Origin of the sequence: Pseudoalteromonas obscura (assembly GCF_030135505.1) — a bacterium.
Classification (GTDB): Bacteria; Pseudomonadota; Gammaproteobacteria; order Enterobacterales; family Alteromonadaceae; genus Pseudoalteromonas; species Pseudoalteromonas obscura.
Genome location: NZ_JASJUT010000004.1, coordinates 44434 through 64726, shown reverse-complemented (window position 1 = coordinate 64726; position 20293 = coordinate 44434). Strand labels below are relative to the sequence as shown.

The window sequence follows — 20293 nt, the reverse complement described above, 5'->3', positions numbered from 1 at the left end:
CAGTAAAGTCCCGCTTTACTGCCTATTTATTCTTTCACCAGCCATAAACCTCATTATTTATTATTAAATTCATATAAAACATATAGTTATTGTGTATTGGTTAAAAGCTTGATAACTTGGTCAAGATTTATACAATCAAGGAAATGACTATGAAGATAAGAATAATAACCTCACTTTTTATGCTCAGCCTTCTCATGCTGGCCACAGCATCTATGCAAACATATGCAGCCAAGAACACTTCGCCCATTGGAAACTATTTTATAATTGATAGTAGCGGCACAGATCAAACCTATAAATTAAGCTTCAAACCTAACAATCAAGTCATTGTATCTGGAGACTTTAAAGTATCCGCCCAATGGCAGTGGCAACCTCAGCAACAAATCATGGCGCAGCTCGCTCAGCCGCAAAGTCAATTCGAAATACAATTGTCTGAGAATGAGACCTATATTCACCAGTTGACGGGGTTAAGCTTCAATTCAAAAACACAACAACAAAGCCCCTACACACAACACTTGCAAGTTTGGCACAAAGAATCACAAGAGGTCGTTGATACCTATACGATCTCAGGTGAAGCAGTGTTAGTAAAACAACGCCAACTGAAAAGGTGGCAATCACAACTGGTAAATAAAACTTGGGAAATCGCAAATATTGATGAAGTAACACATGCTGACACTCCTTGGTTTAAAGCCAGTAGCTCAGCTTCGGTCACTTTTCACGAAAAAGGCACGGGGATCGTACAACATTGGGACAACACACAGAGTGACCTAACATGGAAGCAGAAAGGCAAAAAGCTCATTCTTAATTATCAGCGCAACGATAAGCCCATGAAAATTGTGCTACGCGTATTTGAATATATTGACGACATCGGGCTGCGTTTTGTCGCAAAACACGTCAATAAAGAGTCAAAAAAAGCCAAGTGGATCAGTGGCTACATGATCGAAAAGCAGGATGTCGCACTCACTTACGAGCAAATCGTTGGCCAATGGCGCAAGACTTCTGGACGTTTTCATGACTACTACCCTGATCAAATTGCGGTTGCTGGTGTCGCCAATACCGCGTCTAAATGGGAGCTCAACCATCTTGGTCAGCTTGTCAGAGAAAAACTAGAACACCCAGAGCAAGGTGTAGTATTAAATTGCCCTGATAATAGCTGCTATGTTAGTTGTGAATTCTTCTATGAATTACTCGCTAAAAAAGGCAATACACTTTACGTTGCACATCATTTTAGCTCTGAGTTTTATCCTCAAGGTCCTCTGAAGATGCAAGGTAAATGGATATTAAAAATCGAGTATGATGAAGAGTTTGGCATACAAGACTTTTCTAGAAACATCTTCTCAAACACCCCAATGACCTTGGAATATGAAGCGCAAAAAGAAGCTTACGTATTCAGTCGATTTCCAAGCGAGAGTGGAGAGGTTGTAAACCGAGTTAAATCGCCTGCGGGCACTGGTACCTTCTCTTTCATTGATGGCAACCTGCATACGCTGATTAACCAACAAGAGAGCATTTTTGAAATAACCAAGTTTGCCCGAGATGGTCTCTCTGTCTGCCAATATCAGCCAGGTGAAAGCTGTGCGACAGGTCGACAGGCTGTATTTAAATTTACTCATGATGCTGGCCCCTACCCAGCAACAAACTAAAATCATATGGGGACATCATTTGTCCCCACTTTTCTATCCAATGACCACAATGACTATCATTGATTGCAATGCTAGACAAGCTGAATTAGTTAAGACGATGGCAGGACGCTTAAAGCGAACTCCATAAAGTAACCAAAACATAAACACGACAACATACCCAAATAAAAATGTCATCGATAATGTACTTTCACCGTGACGATTTATTTCACTGAGCAACTGTCCAAGTAAAGCAAATGCACCTATCCCACCAAATAATATCCCAGCGAAATCCCAATAGCGCTCATTACTGGTCAATAAATGGTGCCAAACAGTCTTCAACATGCTTGCTTCCCCTGTGACAACTCGATATTCCAACTGCGATAATCTATCACTCTCGCCACAATATTGGGATGATCCAACTGGCAGAATCGCCCTACCACCACCACGTCACACCCGGCGGCTAATGCCCCTTGCACACCAGCATCCGAGTCTTCAAACACCACGCAATCCCGACAAGATAATCCCAATTTTTTAGCAGCGCTAATAAACGGCTCTGGATCAGGTTTACCATTTTGCACATCTTCAGCGCCCACTAAATATGCCGGCCTAGGCAATCCACAATGTTGCATACGTTGAAGCGCATTCTCCCGATCCGCTGACGTTGCCAATACCCAAGGTATTTGGCGTTCGTGCAGATGGGCGATAAACCTCGTAGCTCCTGCAATTTCGCATACATATGTGGCAAATGTGGCCTCTGCGCCTTCTAAATTTTTGGTTTCTTGATGAATATCCAAGTGAGGTAAATGCTGGCGGATATAATCTTCAAACCGCACACCGCGACCGTCTTTGAGCACAGTTTCTAAGTCCAGATGATGAATCTGACACCAAGGTGCAATGGCTTTCGCGATGGCTTTATCAGAATCAACTAACGTTCCATCCATATCAAAGATAATCCCTTGATAGTTAGATAAGTCACAAAACAACTCCATACCTTCTCCTTAAAAGTGCAAAAACATGCAAAACAAACAAAAAAAGCGTAAAAACATGCATCAACAAGCAAATAATACGCTTGCGATCCCAATTAGATCAAGTAAAATTCGGCAAAAAAACGCAGGAACATGCAAAATGCTACTCGCAGAACGGCATCAATTGATCTTAGACCAACTCACCCTACATGGCAGGATCACCTCGGTAGAGCTGGCAAAAACACTGGCTGTCAGTGAAGACACGATCAGGCGCGATCTTAACAAGTTAGGAGAACTCAAGCTGTTACGCCGCGTTCACGGCGGCGCCTTAGTTTTACAAGAGGACACGCCCGACTACTTCGATAGATTAAGTACGCCAGATCCATCAAAAAAGCGTTTCTTAAAACCCGCACTCGACATGCTTGAAGCGGGCCAAACTATTGTGATTGACTCAGGAGAAACCTGTCGTTACTTGGCGCAAAATTTACCCGCCAATTTACCTTTAACCGTCGTCACAGGCTGCCCTTTAATTGTTCAAGATCTCATGCAGCACCCCCAGGTACACGTAATACAAATTGGTGGCAGAATGTTCAAACCGGCAATGCGTACAGTTGGAAATTCAGCCATCGAGATGATCAAGCAAATCCGTTTTGATTTAGTCTTCATGGGGATCTGCGCATTTCATGTAAAGCACGGTTTCTGCGTGAGTTATTTGGAAGAGGCTGAAGTACTTAGAGCAACCATCGAGCAAGCCGATCGCACTGTACTCATGGGCCCTCATGATAAACTGGATAAAACCATGACTTTTCAAATCGTGCCTGCACAGAAGATCCACCATGTTATTACCGATGCAGGTGTGCGCCCAGATGTCCAAACCAGTATTCAAGCGCTTGGTATAGAGCTAACCATCGTGCCAAGTAGTTAAGCTAGCTCCTTACTTGGCCTTTCGAGTGTAGGCAGTTAGAATATGCCTGTTTTGATCTTTTTTGGAATTTTGCTGTGCTTTTAAATTACAACCCGCCTACCGATCCCTACCTTGAAATTTTATATCAAGATGAACATATGTTGGTGATCAATAAACCAAGCGGCTTGTTAACCGTTCCCGGCAAAGATCCAAAACATGCAGACAGCGCGATTAACCGCGTCAATCGAGTTTTTCCAAACGCAAAAATTGTGCATCGTTTGGATATGGCAACCTCAGGTGTACTGTGTTTAGCAATGCACAAAGAGGCGCATCGTTTTTTAAGTATCCAGTTTCAAGACAGACTCACTAAAAAACGTTATGTGGCGCGTGTATTTGGTAAATTAGAGTCCAAGCAAGGCTCTGTCGATTTGCCCTTAACCTGTGACTGGCCCAACCGCCCAAAACAAATGGTCTGCCATGAATCAGGCAAACCCTCACTGACGCACTTTGAAGTACTCGAATATGAGCCACAAGCAACGCGCGTTTCTCTAACGCCTATCACAGGGCGCTCCCATCAGTTACGCGTGCATATGCAATCTTTAGGACATGTGATTTTAGGAGATAGACTATACGCCCAAGGAGACGCCCTGACAGCGGCAACTAGGCTACAACTACATGCGCAAATGCTTGAGATCTGCCATCCGGTCAGCGGCGAGATGATGCAATTTAATGCGCCGGATCCATTTTAGGATCCGATCCGCATTTGTATTTATTGATTAAAGAGATCTAACGCACTGGCAGTCATTGCACGCACGCCCGTTTGTAAAGCCAGCGGGTAGTCTGGTGCAAATTTGCTCGAATGTAGTGACGGTAATACGGTGCCATTTTTTTGTGCCGCTGCATAATCCTGCGGATTTACACCACCTAGCCAGAAGATAGTGATTGGCACATTCTCAACTGTGCGCCCAAACAAACCAAAGTCTTCACCCGCCATAACAGGATCAGCCTTGACAACATTCTCTTCGCCTAACTCATTTTTGATACTTGCAGTCACAGCATTAGCAAGCTCAGGATCATTGTACGTGGATGGAATGCTTTCCGATTCATGAACATATACTACAGGTGCTTTATCAGCGGGTAATCCAGCACTGATGGCCACTCCTTGAGTTAACCGCTTTAATGCGGCTATTTGCTGATCTCTCACTTCTCTGTCGTAAGATCGTAAGGTTAGTTGCAGCTTTACTTCATTAGAAATAATATTGTGCTTAGATCCGCCATGTATGGATCCCACGGTGATCACCGACGGTTTCAGCGGCGAGATCTCTCGGCTTGTGATTGTCTGGATCCCAAGTACAATACGAGAGGCGAGTACCACAGGATCTATTGTCGTGTGCGGGTAGGCCCCGTGGCCACCTTGCCCTTTTACAGTAATATCCACTGAGTCGACATTGGCAAGCGCATAACCTGGAGAGATAGCCACTTTACCAGCAGGTAGTGATGCGCTGACATGCAGACCCAACACATGATCTGGTTTGGCAAACTTGCTAAATAGCCCTTCTTTTAACATTGCCTTGGCACCTGCGCCAACTTCTTCTGCTGGCTGAGCGACCATCATCAAGGTGCCCTTCCACTGGTGTTTATTCTTTATCAACTGCTCTGCGGCACCAATAAAACTGGTCATATGAATATCATGACCACACCCATGCATCACGCCTACCGTATTATTGTTCGCATCTTGCACTCTGACTTTTGAAGCATATGACTTGCCTGTTTGCTCTATGATTGGCAAGCCATCAGTGTCTGCACGGATCATTACGGTCGGCCCAAGCCCGTTTTTGAATAGGCCAACCACACCATATCCACCAACGCGATCCGTTACATCAAAACCGAGCTGCCTGAGTTCCTGTGCCAAACGTGCTCCGGTGTTTTTCTCTTGCAACGATAATTCGGGGTTTTGGTGAAGGTGGAGATAAAGTTGTTCTAATTTTGGCAGTGATAGACTCACTGCCGATTCTAAATCACTGGCGATAACCTGATTGGCGCAACACAATAACGCCACTGATGTGAGCAATGTTTTCATAAGGTTATTATTATTAAGTTGAAAAAGTCGTACCAGCTTGCAAACAAATGCGGGTAAATGCAACCACTTTATGACCGATCACTTGCCGTTATCATATTAAGATCTGAACACTTTTCTCCCTTTCATTTTTACATCCATTTGCTAAGCTTAAATTCTCTACAGGGGGATTTTTATACAGTGAAAACAATAAATATCAAAGATTTACAACCGGGTATGTTTGTTGTTGGCGTGATCAGACAAGCCGGACATGTTCGCGTAAAAAATCAGGGTTGGGTCAGAAATGAAAAAGGGATCAATAACCTGATCAACTCTGGTGTATTGGAAGTTGAAATAGATCCCGATAAAACATTAGATCAATCTCAACCTGAAACCGAAACAGTCAAAGAGATCGCCGAAGCACCCAAACAGGATCCGTGGCATAAGTCTGTGCCTGTTGAAGCTGAACTTGGTCATGCAGTTCAGATGTATGAACAGGCTAAACAACTCCAAGAGAAAACCTTTTTAGACATCAAAGAAGGACGCAAAATCGATGTTGCGGACTTTAAAGAAACGGCTTCAGGATTTATTGATTCAGTATTTAGAAACCAAGACGCATTGGCATGTATTGCGCGGATCCGTGAAAAAGATGGCTATCTACTGGAGCATTCCCTAAACGTCTCCATTTTAATGAGTATCTTTGCGAAACACCTTGGCTTCGAGCGTACGCTCATTGAAGAGCTGTCAACTGGTGCGCTGCTCCATGATATTGGTAAAATCAAAATCCCTGACGAAATACTACAAAAGCCAGACAAACTCAGTGAAAACGAATTCGCGATTATGCGCGAACATGCCAAATTTAGCCACGATATTGTTAAAGACAGTGGGCTTGGTGACATTGCCTCAGAAATTGCAGGCTTTCATCATGAACGATTAGATGGCACAGGCTACCCTTATGCAAAAAAAGGAGAGGAGTTATCTCAATATGTTCGCATGATCTCAATAGTCGATGTTTACGATGCACTCACCGCAGATAGAGTCTACAAAGTAGGTATGACGCCGATACAAGCGTTTAAAAAGCTCAAAGATGGCTGTCCACATGAGTTTGATGAGCACTTACTCAATCAATTTATTCATTGTATTGGCATGTACCCAGTCGGCACTCTAGTCAAACTCAAAAGCCACCGAGTTGGCATTGTTGCTGCCAGCAACCCTGATTCGCCTTTACAACCTGTAGTTAAAGTCTTTTATAACGCGAAAAACATGTTCCATGTTGAAGTGAGAGATATAGATTTGAGCGATAAGCGAGTTGATGATGAGTTAGAAGCTGCTGTAAAGCCTGAAGAATTTGGACTCGATTTAATTAAGTTTTTTCGTCATTCGATGTTACCTTAGCGACCGACTCGCGCCGCTAAGGTGGTCGCACAGTGACTGAATTATGGGATCCAGTCCTGCATTGCATTTAACGTAAATTCAATTCCATCAAAATCAAATAGAGCTTGCTCTGGCGTGATCTCTACAATGGTTAATGCCCCGAGGTTATCTCCTTCGTACAACTCTCGATTGTTTAATTTTATCCAGCGCTTCTCTGGCTCGGTCGCATAGATATGAGCTTGATAACGCAAAGAAGGAATGCTGTTTTGTAATTTTGGTGGTAACAGCTCAACAGGCGTAGCATGTGCTGTATCTTTACTACTGGACACCACATCTTCCTCTTCACCAGAATTCACAGTAAATGCGGGTCGTGTTTCTTCTACGGCCGCCGCAAACGCCTGCTTTAGTTCATCTGATACACCTGATAACTCGTCTTCTTGAACGTTTTGGGTGCCATTAAATTGGTTGGCTTGTGGGTTATTGGTGTACTGCTGAGCCATGTTCGGATTGTACATTTGGCCGTTATTTGCCGCCACCATAGACTGCTGTGGGTAAGCCATATTAGGCTGCGAAAATTGACCTGCCGTTGCGTATCGTTGTACTTGCGGTACTTGGCTTTGTACTGGTACGTTAATAATTTGCCCTTGGCTATTTACTGGCACCAACTGCTGTGAATACACAGCTCTCCCACTGGCATCAAAACCAACCTGTACCGACATCCATTGATAATTTATCTGGTTATTCACCATACCTTGAACTACAGGCCGTTGCATAAGCACAGGTTGCTGCACTTGACTGGCCACTGGCATAGCAGGCACAACAGCTGGTGTAGCTGCTAAGGCGACCTTAGCATCAGGGGTCGCTTCCGTTTTTTCGACATTTTCCGCCGCTTTTGTGGTTGCAGGTTGCTCAGTGGCGGGAGATTTGTCATCTTCTACCACTTTTGTAACCTCGGCTTGCAGTGCTTCTTCAGGCGCTTGTACTGATTGCCCTAAAAAGTAACCAGCACTCAATGCACAGACACTAATTAGTCCACCACCAAGGCCGAGACTCAAACGTTTATAAAAAGCCACCTGTGCTGATTGACGTGCTTGTACATAGTCTTGCTCAGATTTTGACTGTTGTTGTGATTGTTTTAATGCATTAACAAGATAAGACATGACACACCATTAAAATAAATATGAAAGACCAAAACCGCATGCAAACATCGCGGCTACCCAACCTGAAATTAATACAGGTACATTGAGTTTTTTGGTTTGTTGTTCTGGAATCAAATTCAGTGGCAAGGCTTCTTTTGCGGCCTGCTGTGCAATTTCCTTGCTGATCTCTTGCTGCTGAGCAGAATACGCACCTAGTAGACAGCGATCTGCCAGTAAGTTAATAAGCCTTGGGATCCCCGCTGTAACTTGGTGGATATAAGCAATCGATTCATTACTAAATAAATGGTTTTGACACCCGGCTTTATTCAGTCTGTGTTTGATATAAGAAAATACTTGCGATTCAGTCAGGGGCAATAAGTGATACCGTGCGGTGATACGCTGTGCCAGTTGGCGTAACTCATTGCGCTGCAACAATTGCTGCAGCTCTGGCTGCCCGACAAGCACTATTTGGAGTAATTTCTTATGATCTGTTTCCAAGTTGGTGAGTAAACGAAGTTGCTCTAACACTTCTGCTGCAAGGTGCTGCGCTTCATCAATGATCAGCATGGTGTGCCCACCTTGCTCATGATTCTCCAATAGCCTTTTTTTAATCACGTCAGTCAACGATTTAAGTGTTGCATCTTTAGCATCATACTCTATATGTAACTCGTCACAGATACTCGCTAACAATTCCATTTCTGACAATGCTGGATTTAAGACAAACGCGACCTGAGTGGACTCTGGTAATTGCGCTAACATGCTGCGGGTCACCGTGGTTTTTCCAGTGCCCACCTCCCCTGTTAATAATACAAAGCCACCGGCATCGCCAAGCCCATAAGTTAAATGTGCCAGCGCTTCTTTGTGGCGATCACTTAAAAATAGAAACTCAGGATTCGGCGCAATTGAAAACGGTTTCTCCGTTAAACCAAAATAGCGTAAATACACGATCTGTCTCTTTATTGTTAGAATGCTGCCTATAATGGCAAAAAATCACTTTAAGTTAAAACATTGTTTGCTTAATCGTCCCTGAATTTTTTACAAATTTAGGAACAAACATTTTAAACTCAAGGTGATAGTGCCATAGTAAAGAATGAATTAATGAAGTATTAGGAAGACTATGAAGGTGTATTTGGTCGGTGGTGCCGTCAGAGATAGATTGCTCGGCAGACCTATATTAGAGCGAGACTACGTCGTAGTAGGTGCAACAATCCGGGATATGCTAAAACTTGGCTACCAACAAGTTGGCAAAGATTTTCCTGTATTTTTACACCCAGATAGTAAAGATGAACACGCCTTGGCACGCACAGAGCGAAAACAAGGTCAGGGCTATACAGGTTTTATTTGTGACTTTGCACCGACCATTACATTAGAAGACGATCTGATCCGCCGCGATCTCACCGTGAACGCCATAGCACAAGATGATCAAGGTAATCTGATCGATCCCTATCATGGCAAAGTCGATCTCGACAATAAGATCCTGCGTCATGTCAGCGATGCCTTCAGCGAAGATCCACTCAGGGTTTTACGTGTTGCACGATTCGCAGCACGTTATCACTATTTAGGCTTTACCATTGCCGATGAAACCATACAATTGATGAGTAAAATGGTACGTGCTGGTGAGCTTAATACCCTCACTCAAGAGCGCGTATGGATGGAAATAGAAAAGTCTCTTAAAGATGGCGCTATCCACATATTTACCAATGTCCTCGAGGATCTGAATGCGCTGCCATTTATCACACCTTGGCAAACTAAATGGGATCAAAGCACCGCGAACACATTATCGGATCAGCTTGAACGCTTAGATCCAAGTAATGACACTTATTTGAGATCTGCATTTAGCCTTTGGCAATATCAAGCAGATCTGAGTGAATACAATCTCGAACAAGATCATAAGATCCCAAAATCCTATGCTGACAGCTTGCGTGACTTACAAGCGAATTTACCATTACTGAAATCAGACGATTGGCAAGCAGACACGGTCATGACCATTTTAAATCAACTAGATGCATGGCGTCGTCCTGAACGCTTAAGTGTATTTATCAGCACTGCACGGGTTATTGATGAGAACTGCTCAGCTAGGGCCGTTGAACTCAACAAGGCGTTTAAGGCTGCAAGTAATGTCAAAGCACAAGAAGTCATCGCTTTGGGTGCCAAGGGGCCAGAAATAAAAAAAGAAATGGATAAATTAAAGTTGAATCGGATTGCGGCCATATTGACGTTTTAAAAAGGGGCTATTGCCCCCCTATAAAATTAAGCACATTTTTTGCCTAATACATCCTCAACAGAAACAGCTAATTTATCTTTGCGGATCACAATATGCTGATTGTTGGATTTGATTGACAAAGCACCGCCACCAACCGTCAAATTGTCGCTAATGATATATTCCAATTCATTGTTGTCATTTATTTCATACGCGAGTGACGGTGTTGCATTTTGTAATTGGAAATGACGTAGGTTCTCGTCATATTTGAAGCTTAATCCATTAAATGCATAGTTAGGCAGCTCTTGTGTTGCTGGTGCATAACAATCTTTATTGCCACCTTTGTTATCATTTAGGTGATCAAACATATGATATTTACCCTGACTGTCAATTACTGCAACCGCTTTATCGCCTTCATAACTTGCGTCATAAACACCAACTATCGGTGCAAACTCTGATTTAGCAGGCTCTACAGCCGTTGTTGTATCATTAACACTTGTTTGCTGTTCTTGCGCAGTCGGCGTGCTCTTATCATCACTGCCTCCACCACATGCTGCCAGAGTTAAACCAAAGAATACAGGTAGTACTTTTTTCATTGTTTGTTGTCATATTGGGAATAAATTGGTCGGTCATTATATTTAAAAGTCACAATACTTAAAGAGGTAATCAGGCCAAAATTCCATGAAAAGTAAATCAAAGTAAACCAACTCTCTTTTATTCTTCATTTCAAAAGCAAAGCATAACAACCTCTTTGTATATCAATGGACTCGCTGCATACAACGCCTCACAACAGTCATGAACAATATCGATTGAATGAGCTCAATGCACTTATACAGGCAACAAGAGGCAATAATCTGCTGTTCAGACTCCCTTGGCGACACATTTAAGCTGGTTAGTGGCGAGATCCAAGGCTCAGGAAGTAGGGGCGTTATAGCACATATTGAAGATGAAATCGCTTTTGAACAAAGTAGAGGGAATGATACTGGTGAGCTAAAAAGCTTTTTAGCCATACTAGAAGAGTATCAAGGTTATTCGCTGCAATCTAACGTTACTGTGACCACCTATTCAGTATTTAAACACATTGAGCGAAGCCAACCGAAGAATACATGTAAGCATAACGACATTAACTCAAAGCGATGGTACAACAGTTTCATATAAAAAAACCCGGCAATCGCCGGGTTTTTTCAATTCAAAAAGAAGTGTAAATTACTTCTTCTTAACTGCTTTTTTGTTTGGAAGGTCAGTGATTGAACCTTCAAAGATTTCAGCAGCTAGACCGATTGACTCGTTCAGTGTTGGGTGAGCGTGGATAGTAAGTGCCACGTCTTCTGCGTCAGCACCCATTTCTACCGCTAGGCCGATCTCACCAAGCATTTCGCCTGCGTTGATACCAACCATTGCACCACCGATAACACGGCCTGACTCTTTATCAAAGATAAGCTTAGTTTGACCTTCAGTACGTGCTGAAGCGATTGCACGGCCAGATGCTGCCCACGGGAATACCGCAGTTTCGATCTTAAGACCTTGCTCTTTCGCTTCTTTCTCAGTTACACCAACCCATGCAATTTCTGGATCTGTGTAAGCGATTGAAGGGATACACTTAGGATCGAAGTAGTGCTTCTTACCAGAGATAACTTCTGCAGCAACGTGTGCTTCGTGTACCGCTTTGTGTGCAAGCATAGGCTGACCAACGATATCACCAATCGCGAAGATGTGGTCAACGTTTGTCTTCATTTGCTTGTCTGTGTTGATGAAGCCGCGCTCATCAACTGCAACGCCAGCTTTGTCAGCATCAAGTAGCTTACCGTTTGGTGTACGACCAACAGCAACCAATACTTTGTCGTAACGTACTTGGCCTTCAGGTGCTTGCTTACCTTCGAATGAAACGTAGATACCGTCTTCTTTCGCTTCAACCGCAACTACTTTCGTAGAAAGCATTACGTTGAACTTGTTCTTAACGTACTTCTGGTAAACCTTGATGATGTCTTTGTCAGCAGCAGGTACTAGCTGATCAGCAAATTCAACAACGTCGATGTCTGAACCTAGTGCACGGTAAACAGTACCCATCTCAAGACCGATGATACCACCACCTAGTACAAGTAGTTTGCCTGGAACGTCTTTAAGCTCAAGTGCACCAGTTGAATCAATGATACGCTCATCTTGTGGGATGAACGGAAGGCTTACTGGTTGTGAACCTGCTGCAATGATAGCGTTATCAAACGTCACTGTCTTAGTGCCGTCAGCGCCTTCAACAGCGATGGTGTTAGAGCCTGTGAATTTACCGTAACCGTTAACTACGTTAACTTTACGCATTTTAGACATACCAGCTAGGCCGCCAGTAAGTTGACCGATTACAGACTCTTTCCAAGTACGGATTTTGTCTAAATCGATTTGTGGAGCACCGAAAGTTACACCGTGAGAAGCCATTTCAGCTGCATCGTCGATAACCTTAGCGACGTGAAGAAGTGCTTTTGAAGGAATACAACCTACGTTCAAGCAAACACCACCTAGGGTATCGCGAGATTCAATCAATGTAACATCTAAACCTAGGTCTGCTGCACGGAATGCTGCAGAGTAACCACCAGGACCACCGCCTAGTACAACAACTTGAGTTTTGATTTCGTTGCTCATGTTATTACCTTAACTATTATTCGAACGGGACTCTACTCAACTGAGTATCCGCACCCAATTTGCCTGCCAGTCGCCAAATTAGGACAAAACCAACAGAGAGAGTTTTTTGTGCGCGAAAGTGTATCATTCGCACTCACTAATGTCCCGTCCAATTATCAGACAGGACACTAAAAATACAACAAAACCGCACAACTTAGGTTGGGCGGTTTTGTATCATCTTACATCACTAGCTGACGAATATCGCTCAGGTAGTTTGCAAGTGTCACAGTAAAGCGTGCTGCAAGCGCACCGTCAATTACACGGTGGTCGTATGAACAGCTTAGCGGCACCATTAAGCGCGGCTCAAATTCTTTACCATTCCATTTCGGCTTCATCTCAGACTTAGATACACCTAAGATAGCCACTTCTGGTGCATTCACGATTGGCGTGAATGATGTACCACCGATGCCACCAAGGCTTGAGATTGTGAAACAACCGCCTTGCATGTCAGCCGCAGTTAGCTTGCCGTCACGTGCTTTCTTAGAGACTTCCATCAGTTCACGGGAAAGTTCAATGATGCCTTTTTTGTTCACGTCTTTGAATACAGGAACAACCAAACCGTTTGGCGTATCAACCGCCACACCGATGTTCACGTATTTCTTCAGAATTAGGCTCTCACCATCTTCTGATAGTGAAGAATTAAACGTTGGGAACTCTTCAAGTGCTTTTGCCGCCGCTTTCATCACGAAGACCAGTGGTGTGATCTTCACGCCCATCTTCTTCTTCTCAGCTAGAACATTTTGCTCCTTACGGAACGCTTCTAGCGTAGTAATGTCTGCTTCGTCAAACTGTGTAACGTGCGGGATTTGTACCCAGTTACGGTGTAGGTTTGCACCAGAGATCTTTTGAATACGAGATAGTTTCTTCTCTTCAACTTCACCAAACTTGCTGAAGTCTACTTTCGGCCAAGGAATAAGACCAAGCTCGCCACCACCTGTGTTGCCACCTTTTGACAGCTGACCAGATTCAACTTGCTTAACTAGCTCTTTCACGTAGTTTTGAACGTCTTCTTTAACAACTCGGTTCTTACGGCCGGTCGCTTTAACACGCGCTAGGTTTACACCAAACTCGCGTGCAAGACGGCGAACAACTGGTGATGCATGTGCATACTGATCGTTTGCTACAAACTCATCTTTTTGTGCTGATGCAGGCGCTGCTGCCGGAGCTGGCTTGGCAGCTGGAGCCGCCGCAGGTGCAGTTGTTGGAGCTGGCGCTGCAACAGGTGCTGCTGCCGCAGGTGCACTGCCTGCCGTTTCAAATACAAAGATTAAAGAGCCTGTCGATACTTTATCGCCAGCGTTTACTTTGATCTCTTTTACAGTCCCTGCAAATGGCGCTGGTACTTCCATAGAGGCCTTGTCGCCTTCTACAGTAATAAGAGACTGCTCTTCTTCGATTGAATCACCTACTGATACCATGATTTCAGTGACTTCAACTTCGTCACCACCGATATCTGGTACGTGTACTTCTTTCGCTTCTGCTACCGCAACTGGTGCCGCTGTCGGCGCCGGCGCTGCTTCAACAGGTGCAGCTGCTGGCGCACTGCCTGCAACTTCAAATACGAATACCAAAGAGCCTGTTGATACTTTACCGCCAACTTCCACTTTGATTTCTTTCACAGTACCTGCAAATGGTGCTGGTACTTCCATAGAAGCCTTATCGCCTTCTACGTTTAAGATTGATTGGTCAGCTTCAACTGCGTCGCCCACTGCAACCATGATCTCAGTAACTTCTACTTCGTCGCCACCGATATCTGGTACGTGTACTTCTTTAAGCTCTGCCGCAGCTGGCGCCGCAGGTGCAGGCGCTGCAGTAGGGGCCGCAGGCGCTTTTGCCGCAGCTGGTGCTTCTGCACCCGCTGCGTCAAAAATCATAATCAAAGAACCTGTTGAAACTTTATCACCTTCAACAACTTTGATTTCTTTTACCGTACCAGCAGCTGCTGCTGGTACTTCCATTGAAGCTTTATCGCCTTCAACTGTGATCAATGATTGATCCACTTCAACCGTGTCACCTACGCTTACTAGGAGCTCGGTTACTTCAACCTCATCGGCACCAATATCTGGAACATGAATTTCAATTGACATGTTTTTGCCTCTTATGCGTAAAGTGGGTTAGCTTTTGTTGTGTCGATATCAAATTTCTTGATAGCGTCAGCAACAACTGATTTTTCAACCTTGCCCTGTTGAGCAAGTTCGTTAAGTGCAGCAACAACCACATAACCTGCGTTCACTTCGAAGTGACGACGTAGGTTTTCACGGCTGTCTGAACGACCGTAACCGTCAGTACCTAGCACTTTATATGAGCTGCTTGGCATGAATGCACGTACTTGATCTGCATAGTTCTTCATATAGTCAGTCGCAGCAATTGCTGGAGACTCACCTAGTACAGATGAGATGTAAGGTACTTTTGCATCGGCTTCTGGGTTAAGCATGTTGAAACGTTCAGCATCTTGACCGTCGCGAGCTAGCTCGTTGAATGACGTCACAGAGAATACATCTGAACCAATGCCGTACTCTTCACTTAGGATTGCACCCGCTTTACGTACTTCGTTCAAGATTGTGCCTGAACCCATAAGTTGTACGTGTGCTTTCTCACCTGCGTTTGACTCAAGCTTGTAGATACCTTTACGGATACCTTCTTCAGCGCCTTCCGGCATTGCTGGCTGGTGATAATTTTCGTTCATCAGCGTCAGGTAGTAGAACACATTTTCTTGCTCTGGACCGTACATGCGACGGATACCGTCTTGTAGAATAACCGCAACTTCAAATACGAACGTTGGGTCGTAAGAAATACAGTTAGGGATAGTACCCGCTTGAATGTGCGAATGACCATCTTCGTGCTGTAGACCTTCACCGTTTAGCGTTGTACGACCTGCTGTAGCACCTAATAGGAAACCACGCGCTTGTTGGTCACCCGCCATCCATGCCATGTCGCCAACACGTTGGAAACCGAACATAGAGTAGTAGATGTAGAATGGGATCATCGGTAGGTCATTGGTGCTGTATGATGTTGCAGCAGCAACCCATGAAGACATTGCACCTAGCTCGTTGATACCTTCTTGAAGTACCTGACCAGACGTTGCTTCTTTGTAGTAAGAAACGATGTCGCGGTCTTGAGGTGTGTAGTTCTGACCGTGTGGGTTATAAATACCAATCTGACGGAATAGACCTTCCATACCGAAAGTACGCGCTTCATCCGCAATGATAGGTACGATATTTTTGCCAACACCTTTGTCTTTCAACAAGATGTTTAATGCACGTACGTAACCCATTGTCGTTGAGATATCACGCTTTTGCTCTTCAAGTAGCGGCTTAAACTGCTCTAGTTTTGGTAGTTCAAGTGCTTGTGTGAAGTTAGGTAAACGCTGTGGCGTGTAACCGTGTAGCGCTTTACGACGTGCGTGCAGGTATTCGTACTCTGCAGAACCTTCTTTAAGCGTTAGGTACGGTAAGTTTGCAATTTCTTCGTCAGAAACAAGATCTTCAAGACCTAGACGTGAGCGTAGGTGCTCAACGCTAGACATATCCATTTTCTTAACTTGGTGTGCAATATTCTTACCTTCAGCAGCTTCACCCATGCCGTAACCTTTAACAGTCTTAGCTAGGATTACCGTTGGACGACCTTTTTCATCTTGCGCCGCTTTATAAGCTGCGTATAGTTTAGATGTATCATGACCACCACGCTTAAGTGCGAAGATTTCATCATCCGTCATATCAGCAACTAGTGCAGCTGTCTCTGGGTAACGACCAAAGAAGTGCTCACGTACATACGCGCCATCTTTCGCTTTGTATGTCTGGTAGTCACCGTCGATTGTTTCGTTCATCAACTGAAGTAGTTTACCAGTTGTGTCTTTTGCAAGTAACGTATCCCAACCAGAACCCCAAACAACTTTGATCACGTTCCAACCAGCACCTTTAAATAGGCCTTCAAGTTCTTGAATGATCTTACCGTTACCCATTACTGGGCCGTCAAGACGCTGTAGGTTACAGTTGATTAGGTAGCATAGGTTGTCTAGCTTTTCACGCGCAGCGAAAGAAATTGCACCACGTGATTCTGGCTCATCCATCTCACCATCACCTAGGAACGCATATACGCGCTGCTCGTTAGTCTCTTTAAGACCACGACCTTCTAGGTATTTAAGGAAACGTGCTTGATAGATTGATGCAATTGGACCAAGACCCATAGATACTGTTGGGAACTGCCAGAACTCAGGCATCAATTTAGGGTGAGGGTATGACGAGATACCTTTTCCATCTACTTCTTGACGGAAGTTGTCTAACTGCTCTTCAGTTAAACGACCTTCTAAGAATGCACGTGCGTAGATACCTGGTGAAATATGACCTTGGTAATAAACTAAATCACCACCATCTTTCTCGTTTGGCGCACGGAAGAAGTGGTTGAAACACATTTCATAAAATGCTGCTGAAGACTGGTAAGACGCCATGTGGCCGCCTAACTCTAGGTCTTTTTTAGACGCACGAAGTACGATCATGATCGCATTCCAACGTACGATAGAGCGGATACGGCGTTCAATCGTGGTATCACCAGGGTAAGCTGGTTCTTGGCCTGCCGGAATAGTATTCACATAGTTTGTAGTGATACCAGTTGGCATATCTACACCATCTAGGCGGGCTTGCTCTAGCACTTGCTCAAGTAAGAATTGCGCACGTTCTACGCCTTCTTCTTTTACAACTGACTCAAGCGCTTGTAACCACTCTTGGGTTTCTAACGCGTCAACGTCAAACTTATTGACTTCAGACATATGGAGTGTTCCTTATGTTTTAAATGCAAATTTATTCAATGCGCCAATGACGCAATCGAGCATAATTGCCCGATTTTGCTTAAAAAGACCGAATTTACCTAACTATTGCTGTTTAGTACGGCGCAGACTTCGCTCAATACGAGAGCGCTCTCTGCCCGCTTCAAGTAATGCTTCTTCGATGAAGGCTAGGTGTGCGTTACTTGCAAGCCTTGCCTTTTCCGGATCCCCTTGGATCACAGCATCCATCAATACCGCACGGTGCTGCGCTAGCTGATCGCTAACGTCTGACTTTTGCACCAATACGGTTAAGTTTTGCAATACATTTTGTTCAAGTAACGACTGCATCCCACGCACTAAGTGCAGTAACACCACATTATGTGACGCTTCTGCTACAGTGAAATGAAATGCATTGATTGCTTTGGCTTTTAGGGCTAAATCATCCCCTACCTCAGCAATATTGTCATAGCTTTGTTTGACCTTATCCATATCGTTGTCTGTACCTCGAAGTGCTGCGTAATACGCGGCAATCCCTTCGAGGGCATGACGGAATTCGAGTAAGTCAAACTGAGACTCAGGGTGTTTACTGATCAAGTCAAAAAGCGGATCAGTTAAGCCTTCTTCTAGCTGATTTTTAACGTACGTGCCACCGCCTTGACGACGTGTCACTAACCCTTTGGCTTCGAGTTTTTGAATCGCCTCTCGTAACGACGGGCGGGATACTTCAAACTGCTTGGCAAGCTCTCTTTCCGGTGGAAGCTTTTCTCCTGGAAGTAATGATCCTTCTAAAATCATGTTTTCCAGTTGCTCTAAAATCACATCCGAGAGTTTCGCAGCTTTAATTTTCAAAGACATTGATAACACGCCAATTTGGGTTTTATATCCACCAGCTAAAAATAAAGCCCCTACGATAAACCGTAAGTCTTTAAAACTTAGCAATATTTACTTAATTATTTAGTATATTGTGACCAGTCAGGTAAATTGGTCATACCAAATTTGGACATTAAGTTACCAAAATCAAGCTCGGCTGTCAAAAATACACCTTTTCATCACTTTTAATGTCCTTTTTTTGACATCCATTCAGATTAAACTTTATACAATTAAAATTGATTGCAAAGAAAAATAAAAATGGTCAGACCAGAGTGTCATAGCAGTAAAAGGTGAATAAAAGGGAGCTTGAAAAATAAAGAGTGGATAAAGCAGTAAGAGAGTGGTGAGTTAGAATGAGTAAATGCGCTGGAAGCCACGTCTACTTGATGAATAAACGCACAGCTTCCAGCTTAAAAAACTAAATTACTTAATTGCCACGTCGCATGCTTCGATACCGCTGCAAACGAAGTCACTGATTCCACCACCAACGGCCTTGGTTTTGCGTGATGCAATTACCTTGTCATCATTAAGTGTTTTGAGATTTTTTTTGATAAGTTTTATTTTCATCGTTACTTTCCTTTTGTTTTGTTGTTATTTTTTCAATCCAAGTATATGAGTCGCTACCAATCTATCAATACCAAACCCTATTCAGTGTGTACATTATGATTTAATTCCATCTGGCATAGGCACTGTTAGAAAGTACAGTAATTGTAGTAAAGAACCATCGCAAATGGCTGCATCTGCTCGCTCCACAACCTTGGGTTTACCGTGTACAGCCACCCCTAAATCAGCCGCCGCCATCATTACCAAATCATTAGCACCATCACCAATGGCTAAGGTTTGTCCCGCACTAATATCGTAACGGCTGCGCAAACTCTCTAGTACTTGCGCCTTTTTATCTGCATCTACTACTTCGCCAATAACTCGACCAGTTAACTTTTGCTCTTCAATTTCCAGAGTATTAGCAAATACATGATCTAACCCCAATCGAACCTGCAATGCCTCTGCAAACCAAGTAAATCCGCCAGAAGCAATTGCCAATCGCCAATCGTGCGACTTTAGTATTTCACATAGAGCTTTAATCCCCGCCATCAAAGGCAGATCTTCTTTGAGTGGAGAAATCAAGCTCAGTTCAATACCCTTTAATTTCGCTACGCGTTTATACAAACTGTCACTAAATGCCAATTTACCTGCCATTGCTTCTGCGGTTACCGACGCCACCTCGTCGTATACATCTGCAAGACGGGCTATTTCATCTATGCACTCTATTTCAATCGCGGTAGAGTCCATATCCATCACCAATAGGCCTGGTTTTAGTAGTTGAGGTAAACGAGGCAATATTGCTCCTTGACATCCCACTGTCTGAGCTGCTTGCCGGACAATCGCTTTGGGCAACGCATCAACTTGTTGTAAATGAACTTCTATCGCCACACCTACTGGCAGATCATCATGAGCTTTAAAAGCACACAGGCCAATAAACGTTAAGTGCTCGGATGAAAGCATCTCGATAAATTGCGTCAATGAGGTGCCCTTGACACTAGCGCCAAATAAAACGATGTATTGAGACTTGGCCTCTGTCGATACGCCCACTTTAGCAGATTGGGCATTTCCAAACTCGTACCACTTTGATAAGGTAAGTTGATTTTCAACAGGGCGGACATCGAATTGGTCGACATCAATGATATTTTGCATTGGCATTGAGCACTCCTAATAACGGTATAGGCTCTTTTTAAC

Annotated in this window: 18 protein-coding genes; 6 read left to right on the top strand and 12 right to left on the bottom strand. The window is 43.9% G+C overall.

Annotated features, from left to right (window positions below; translation table 11 throughout):
• The first annotated feature begins 149 nt into the window (after positions 1-149).
• Positions 150-1640: a hypothetical protein gene (locus QNM18_RS11665; protein ID WP_284137319.1), complete on the top strand. Its 1491-nt coding sequence runs from the start codon at positions 150-152 to the stop codon at positions 1638-1640.
• A gap of 33 nt (positions 1641-1673) precedes the next feature.
• On the opposite strand, the gene QNM18_RS11660 is transcribed toward QNM18_RS11665, so the two are convergent.
• Both QNM18_RS11660 and QNM18_RS11655 read right to left on the bottom strand, forming a co-directional pair.
• The gene (locus QNM18_RS11660) at positions 1674-1961 is read right to left on the bottom strand and encodes a hypothetical protein (RefSeq protein ID WP_284137318.1); all 288 of its coding nucleotides are present in this window, start codon (positions 1959-1961) and stop codon (positions 1674-1676) included.
• Positions 1955-2608: an HAD-IA family hydrolase gene (locus tag QNM18_RS11655; protein ID WP_284137317.1), complete on the bottom strand. Its 654-nt coding sequence runs from the start codon at positions 2606-2608 to the stop codon at positions 1955-1957. Before QNM18_RS11655 ends, QNM18_RS11660 begins: the two co-directional genes overlap by 7 nt.
• 25 nt (positions 2609-2633) lie before the next feature.
• On the opposite strand from QNM18_RS11655, the gene QNM18_RS11650 reads away from it, so the two are divergent.
• Together QNM18_RS11650 and rluA are read left to right on the top strand one after the other, a co-directional pair.
• On the top strand, positions 2634-3509 hold the full coding sequence (locus tag QNM18_RS11650; protein ID WP_247687398.1) for a DeoR/GlpR family DNA-binding transcription regulator: 876 nt from the start codon (positions 2634-2636) through the stop codon (positions 3507-3509).
• Positions 3510-3583: 74 nt separating this feature from the next.
• Positions 3584-4237, top strand: coding sequence for a bifunctional tRNA pseudouridine(32) synthase/23S rRNA pseudouridine(746) synthase RluA (rluA, locus tag QNM18_RS11645; RefSeq protein ID WP_284137316.1), 654 nt, complete (start codon positions 3584-3586; stop codon positions 4235-4237).
• A gap of 20 nt (positions 4238-4257) precedes the next feature.
• Here rluA and QNM18_RS11640 read toward each other — a convergent pair whose 3' ends face one another.
• Complete coding sequence (locus QNM18_RS11640; protein WP_284137315.1) at positions 4258-5568, bottom strand: amidohydrolase; 1311 nt, start codon at positions 5566-5568, stop codon at positions 4258-4260.
• A 177-nt stretch (positions 5569-5745) separates the two neighbouring features.
• On the opposite strand from QNM18_RS11640, the gene QNM18_RS11635 reads away from it, so the two are divergent.
• A complete protein-coding gene (locus QNM18_RS11635; protein ID WP_284137314.1) occupies positions 5746-6939 on the top strand; it encodes an HD-GYP domain-containing protein in 1194 nt (397 codons plus the stop codon).
• Between the two features lie 41 nt (positions 6940-6980).
• On the opposite strand, the gene QNM18_RS11630 is transcribed toward QNM18_RS11635, so the two are convergent.
• The gene (locus tag QNM18_RS11630) at positions 6981-8078 is read right to left on the bottom strand and encodes a general secretion pathway protein GspB (RefSeq protein ID WP_284137313.1); all 1098 of its coding nucleotides are present in this window, start codon (positions 8076-8078) and stop codon (positions 6981-6983) included.
• A gap of 9 nt (positions 8079-8087) precedes the next feature.
• Positions 8088-9002: an ExeA family protein gene (locus QNM18_RS11625; protein WP_211011415.1), complete on the bottom strand. Its 915-nt coding sequence runs from the start codon at positions 9000-9002 to the stop codon at positions 8088-8090.
• Positions 9003-9174: 172 nt separating this feature from the next.
• Here QNM18_RS11625 and QNM18_RS11620 point away from each other — a divergent pair, with 172 nt between their 5' ends.
• Positions 9175-10281: a tRNA nucleotidyltransferase gene (locus QNM18_RS11620; RefSeq protein ID WP_284137312.1), complete on the top strand. Its 1107-nt coding sequence runs from the start codon at positions 9175-9177 to the stop codon at positions 10279-10281.
• Between the two features lie 26 nt (positions 10282-10307).
• Here QNM18_RS11620 and QNM18_RS11615 read toward each other — a convergent pair whose 3' ends face one another.
• The gene (locus QNM18_RS11615; RefSeq protein ID WP_284137311.1) at positions 10308-10853 is read right to left on the bottom strand and encodes a hypothetical protein; all 546 of its coding nucleotides are present in this window, start codon (positions 10851-10853) and stop codon (positions 10308-10310) included.
• Positions 10854-11079: 226 nt separating this feature from the next.
• On the opposite strand from QNM18_RS11615, the gene QNM18_RS11610 reads away from it, so the two are divergent.
• Positions 11080-11415, top strand: a complete 336-nt coding sequence (locus QNM18_RS11610) for a hypothetical protein (RefSeq protein ID WP_284137310.1) — start codon at positions 11080-11082, stop codon at positions 11413-11415.
• A 48-nt stretch (positions 11416-11463) separates the two neighbouring features.
• On the opposite strand, the gene lpdA is transcribed toward QNM18_RS11610, so the two are convergent.
• The 6 genes from lpdA to serB form a co-directional block, all read right to left on the bottom strand.
• Positions 11464-12888: a dihydrolipoyl dehydrogenase gene (gene lpdA, locus QNM18_RS11605; protein ID WP_023400801.1), complete on the bottom strand. Its 1425-nt coding sequence runs from the start codon at positions 12886-12888 to the stop codon at positions 11464-11466.
• A 218-nt stretch (positions 12889-13106) separates the two neighbouring features.
• Complete coding sequence (gene aceF / locus QNM18_RS11600) at positions 13107-15014, bottom strand: pyruvate dehydrogenase complex dihydrolipoyllysine-residue acetyltransferase (protein WP_284137309.1); 1908 nt, start codon at positions 15012-15014, stop codon at positions 13107-13109.
• Positions 15015-15025: 11 nt separating this feature from the next.
• Entirely contained in the window at positions 15026-17692 is a 2667-nt protein-coding gene (gene aceE, locus QNM18_RS11595) for a pyruvate dehydrogenase (acetyl-transferring), homodimeric type (protein WP_284137308.1), read from the bottom strand.
• Positions 17693-17794: 102 nt separating this feature from the next.
• Entirely contained in the window at positions 17795-18544 is a 750-nt protein-coding gene (pdhR, locus tag QNM18_RS11590) for a pyruvate dehydrogenase complex transcriptional repressor PdhR (RefSeq protein WP_211011422.1), read from the bottom strand.
• Between the two features lie 438 nt (positions 18545-18982).
• Positions 18983-19126 carry a hypothetical protein gene (locus QNM18_RS11585; protein WP_211011423.1) on the bottom strand — a complete coding sequence of 48 codons (144 nt, stop codon included), beginning with the start codon at positions 19124-19126 and terminating at the stop codon, positions 18983-18985.
• 93 nt (positions 19127-19219) lie between these two features.
• Positions 19220-20251, bottom strand: coding sequence for a phosphoserine phosphatase SerB (serB, locus tag QNM18_RS11580; RefSeq protein WP_211011471.1), 1032 nt, complete (start codon positions 20249-20251; stop codon positions 19220-19222).
• Between the last annotated feature and the right edge of the window lie 42 nt (positions 20252-20293).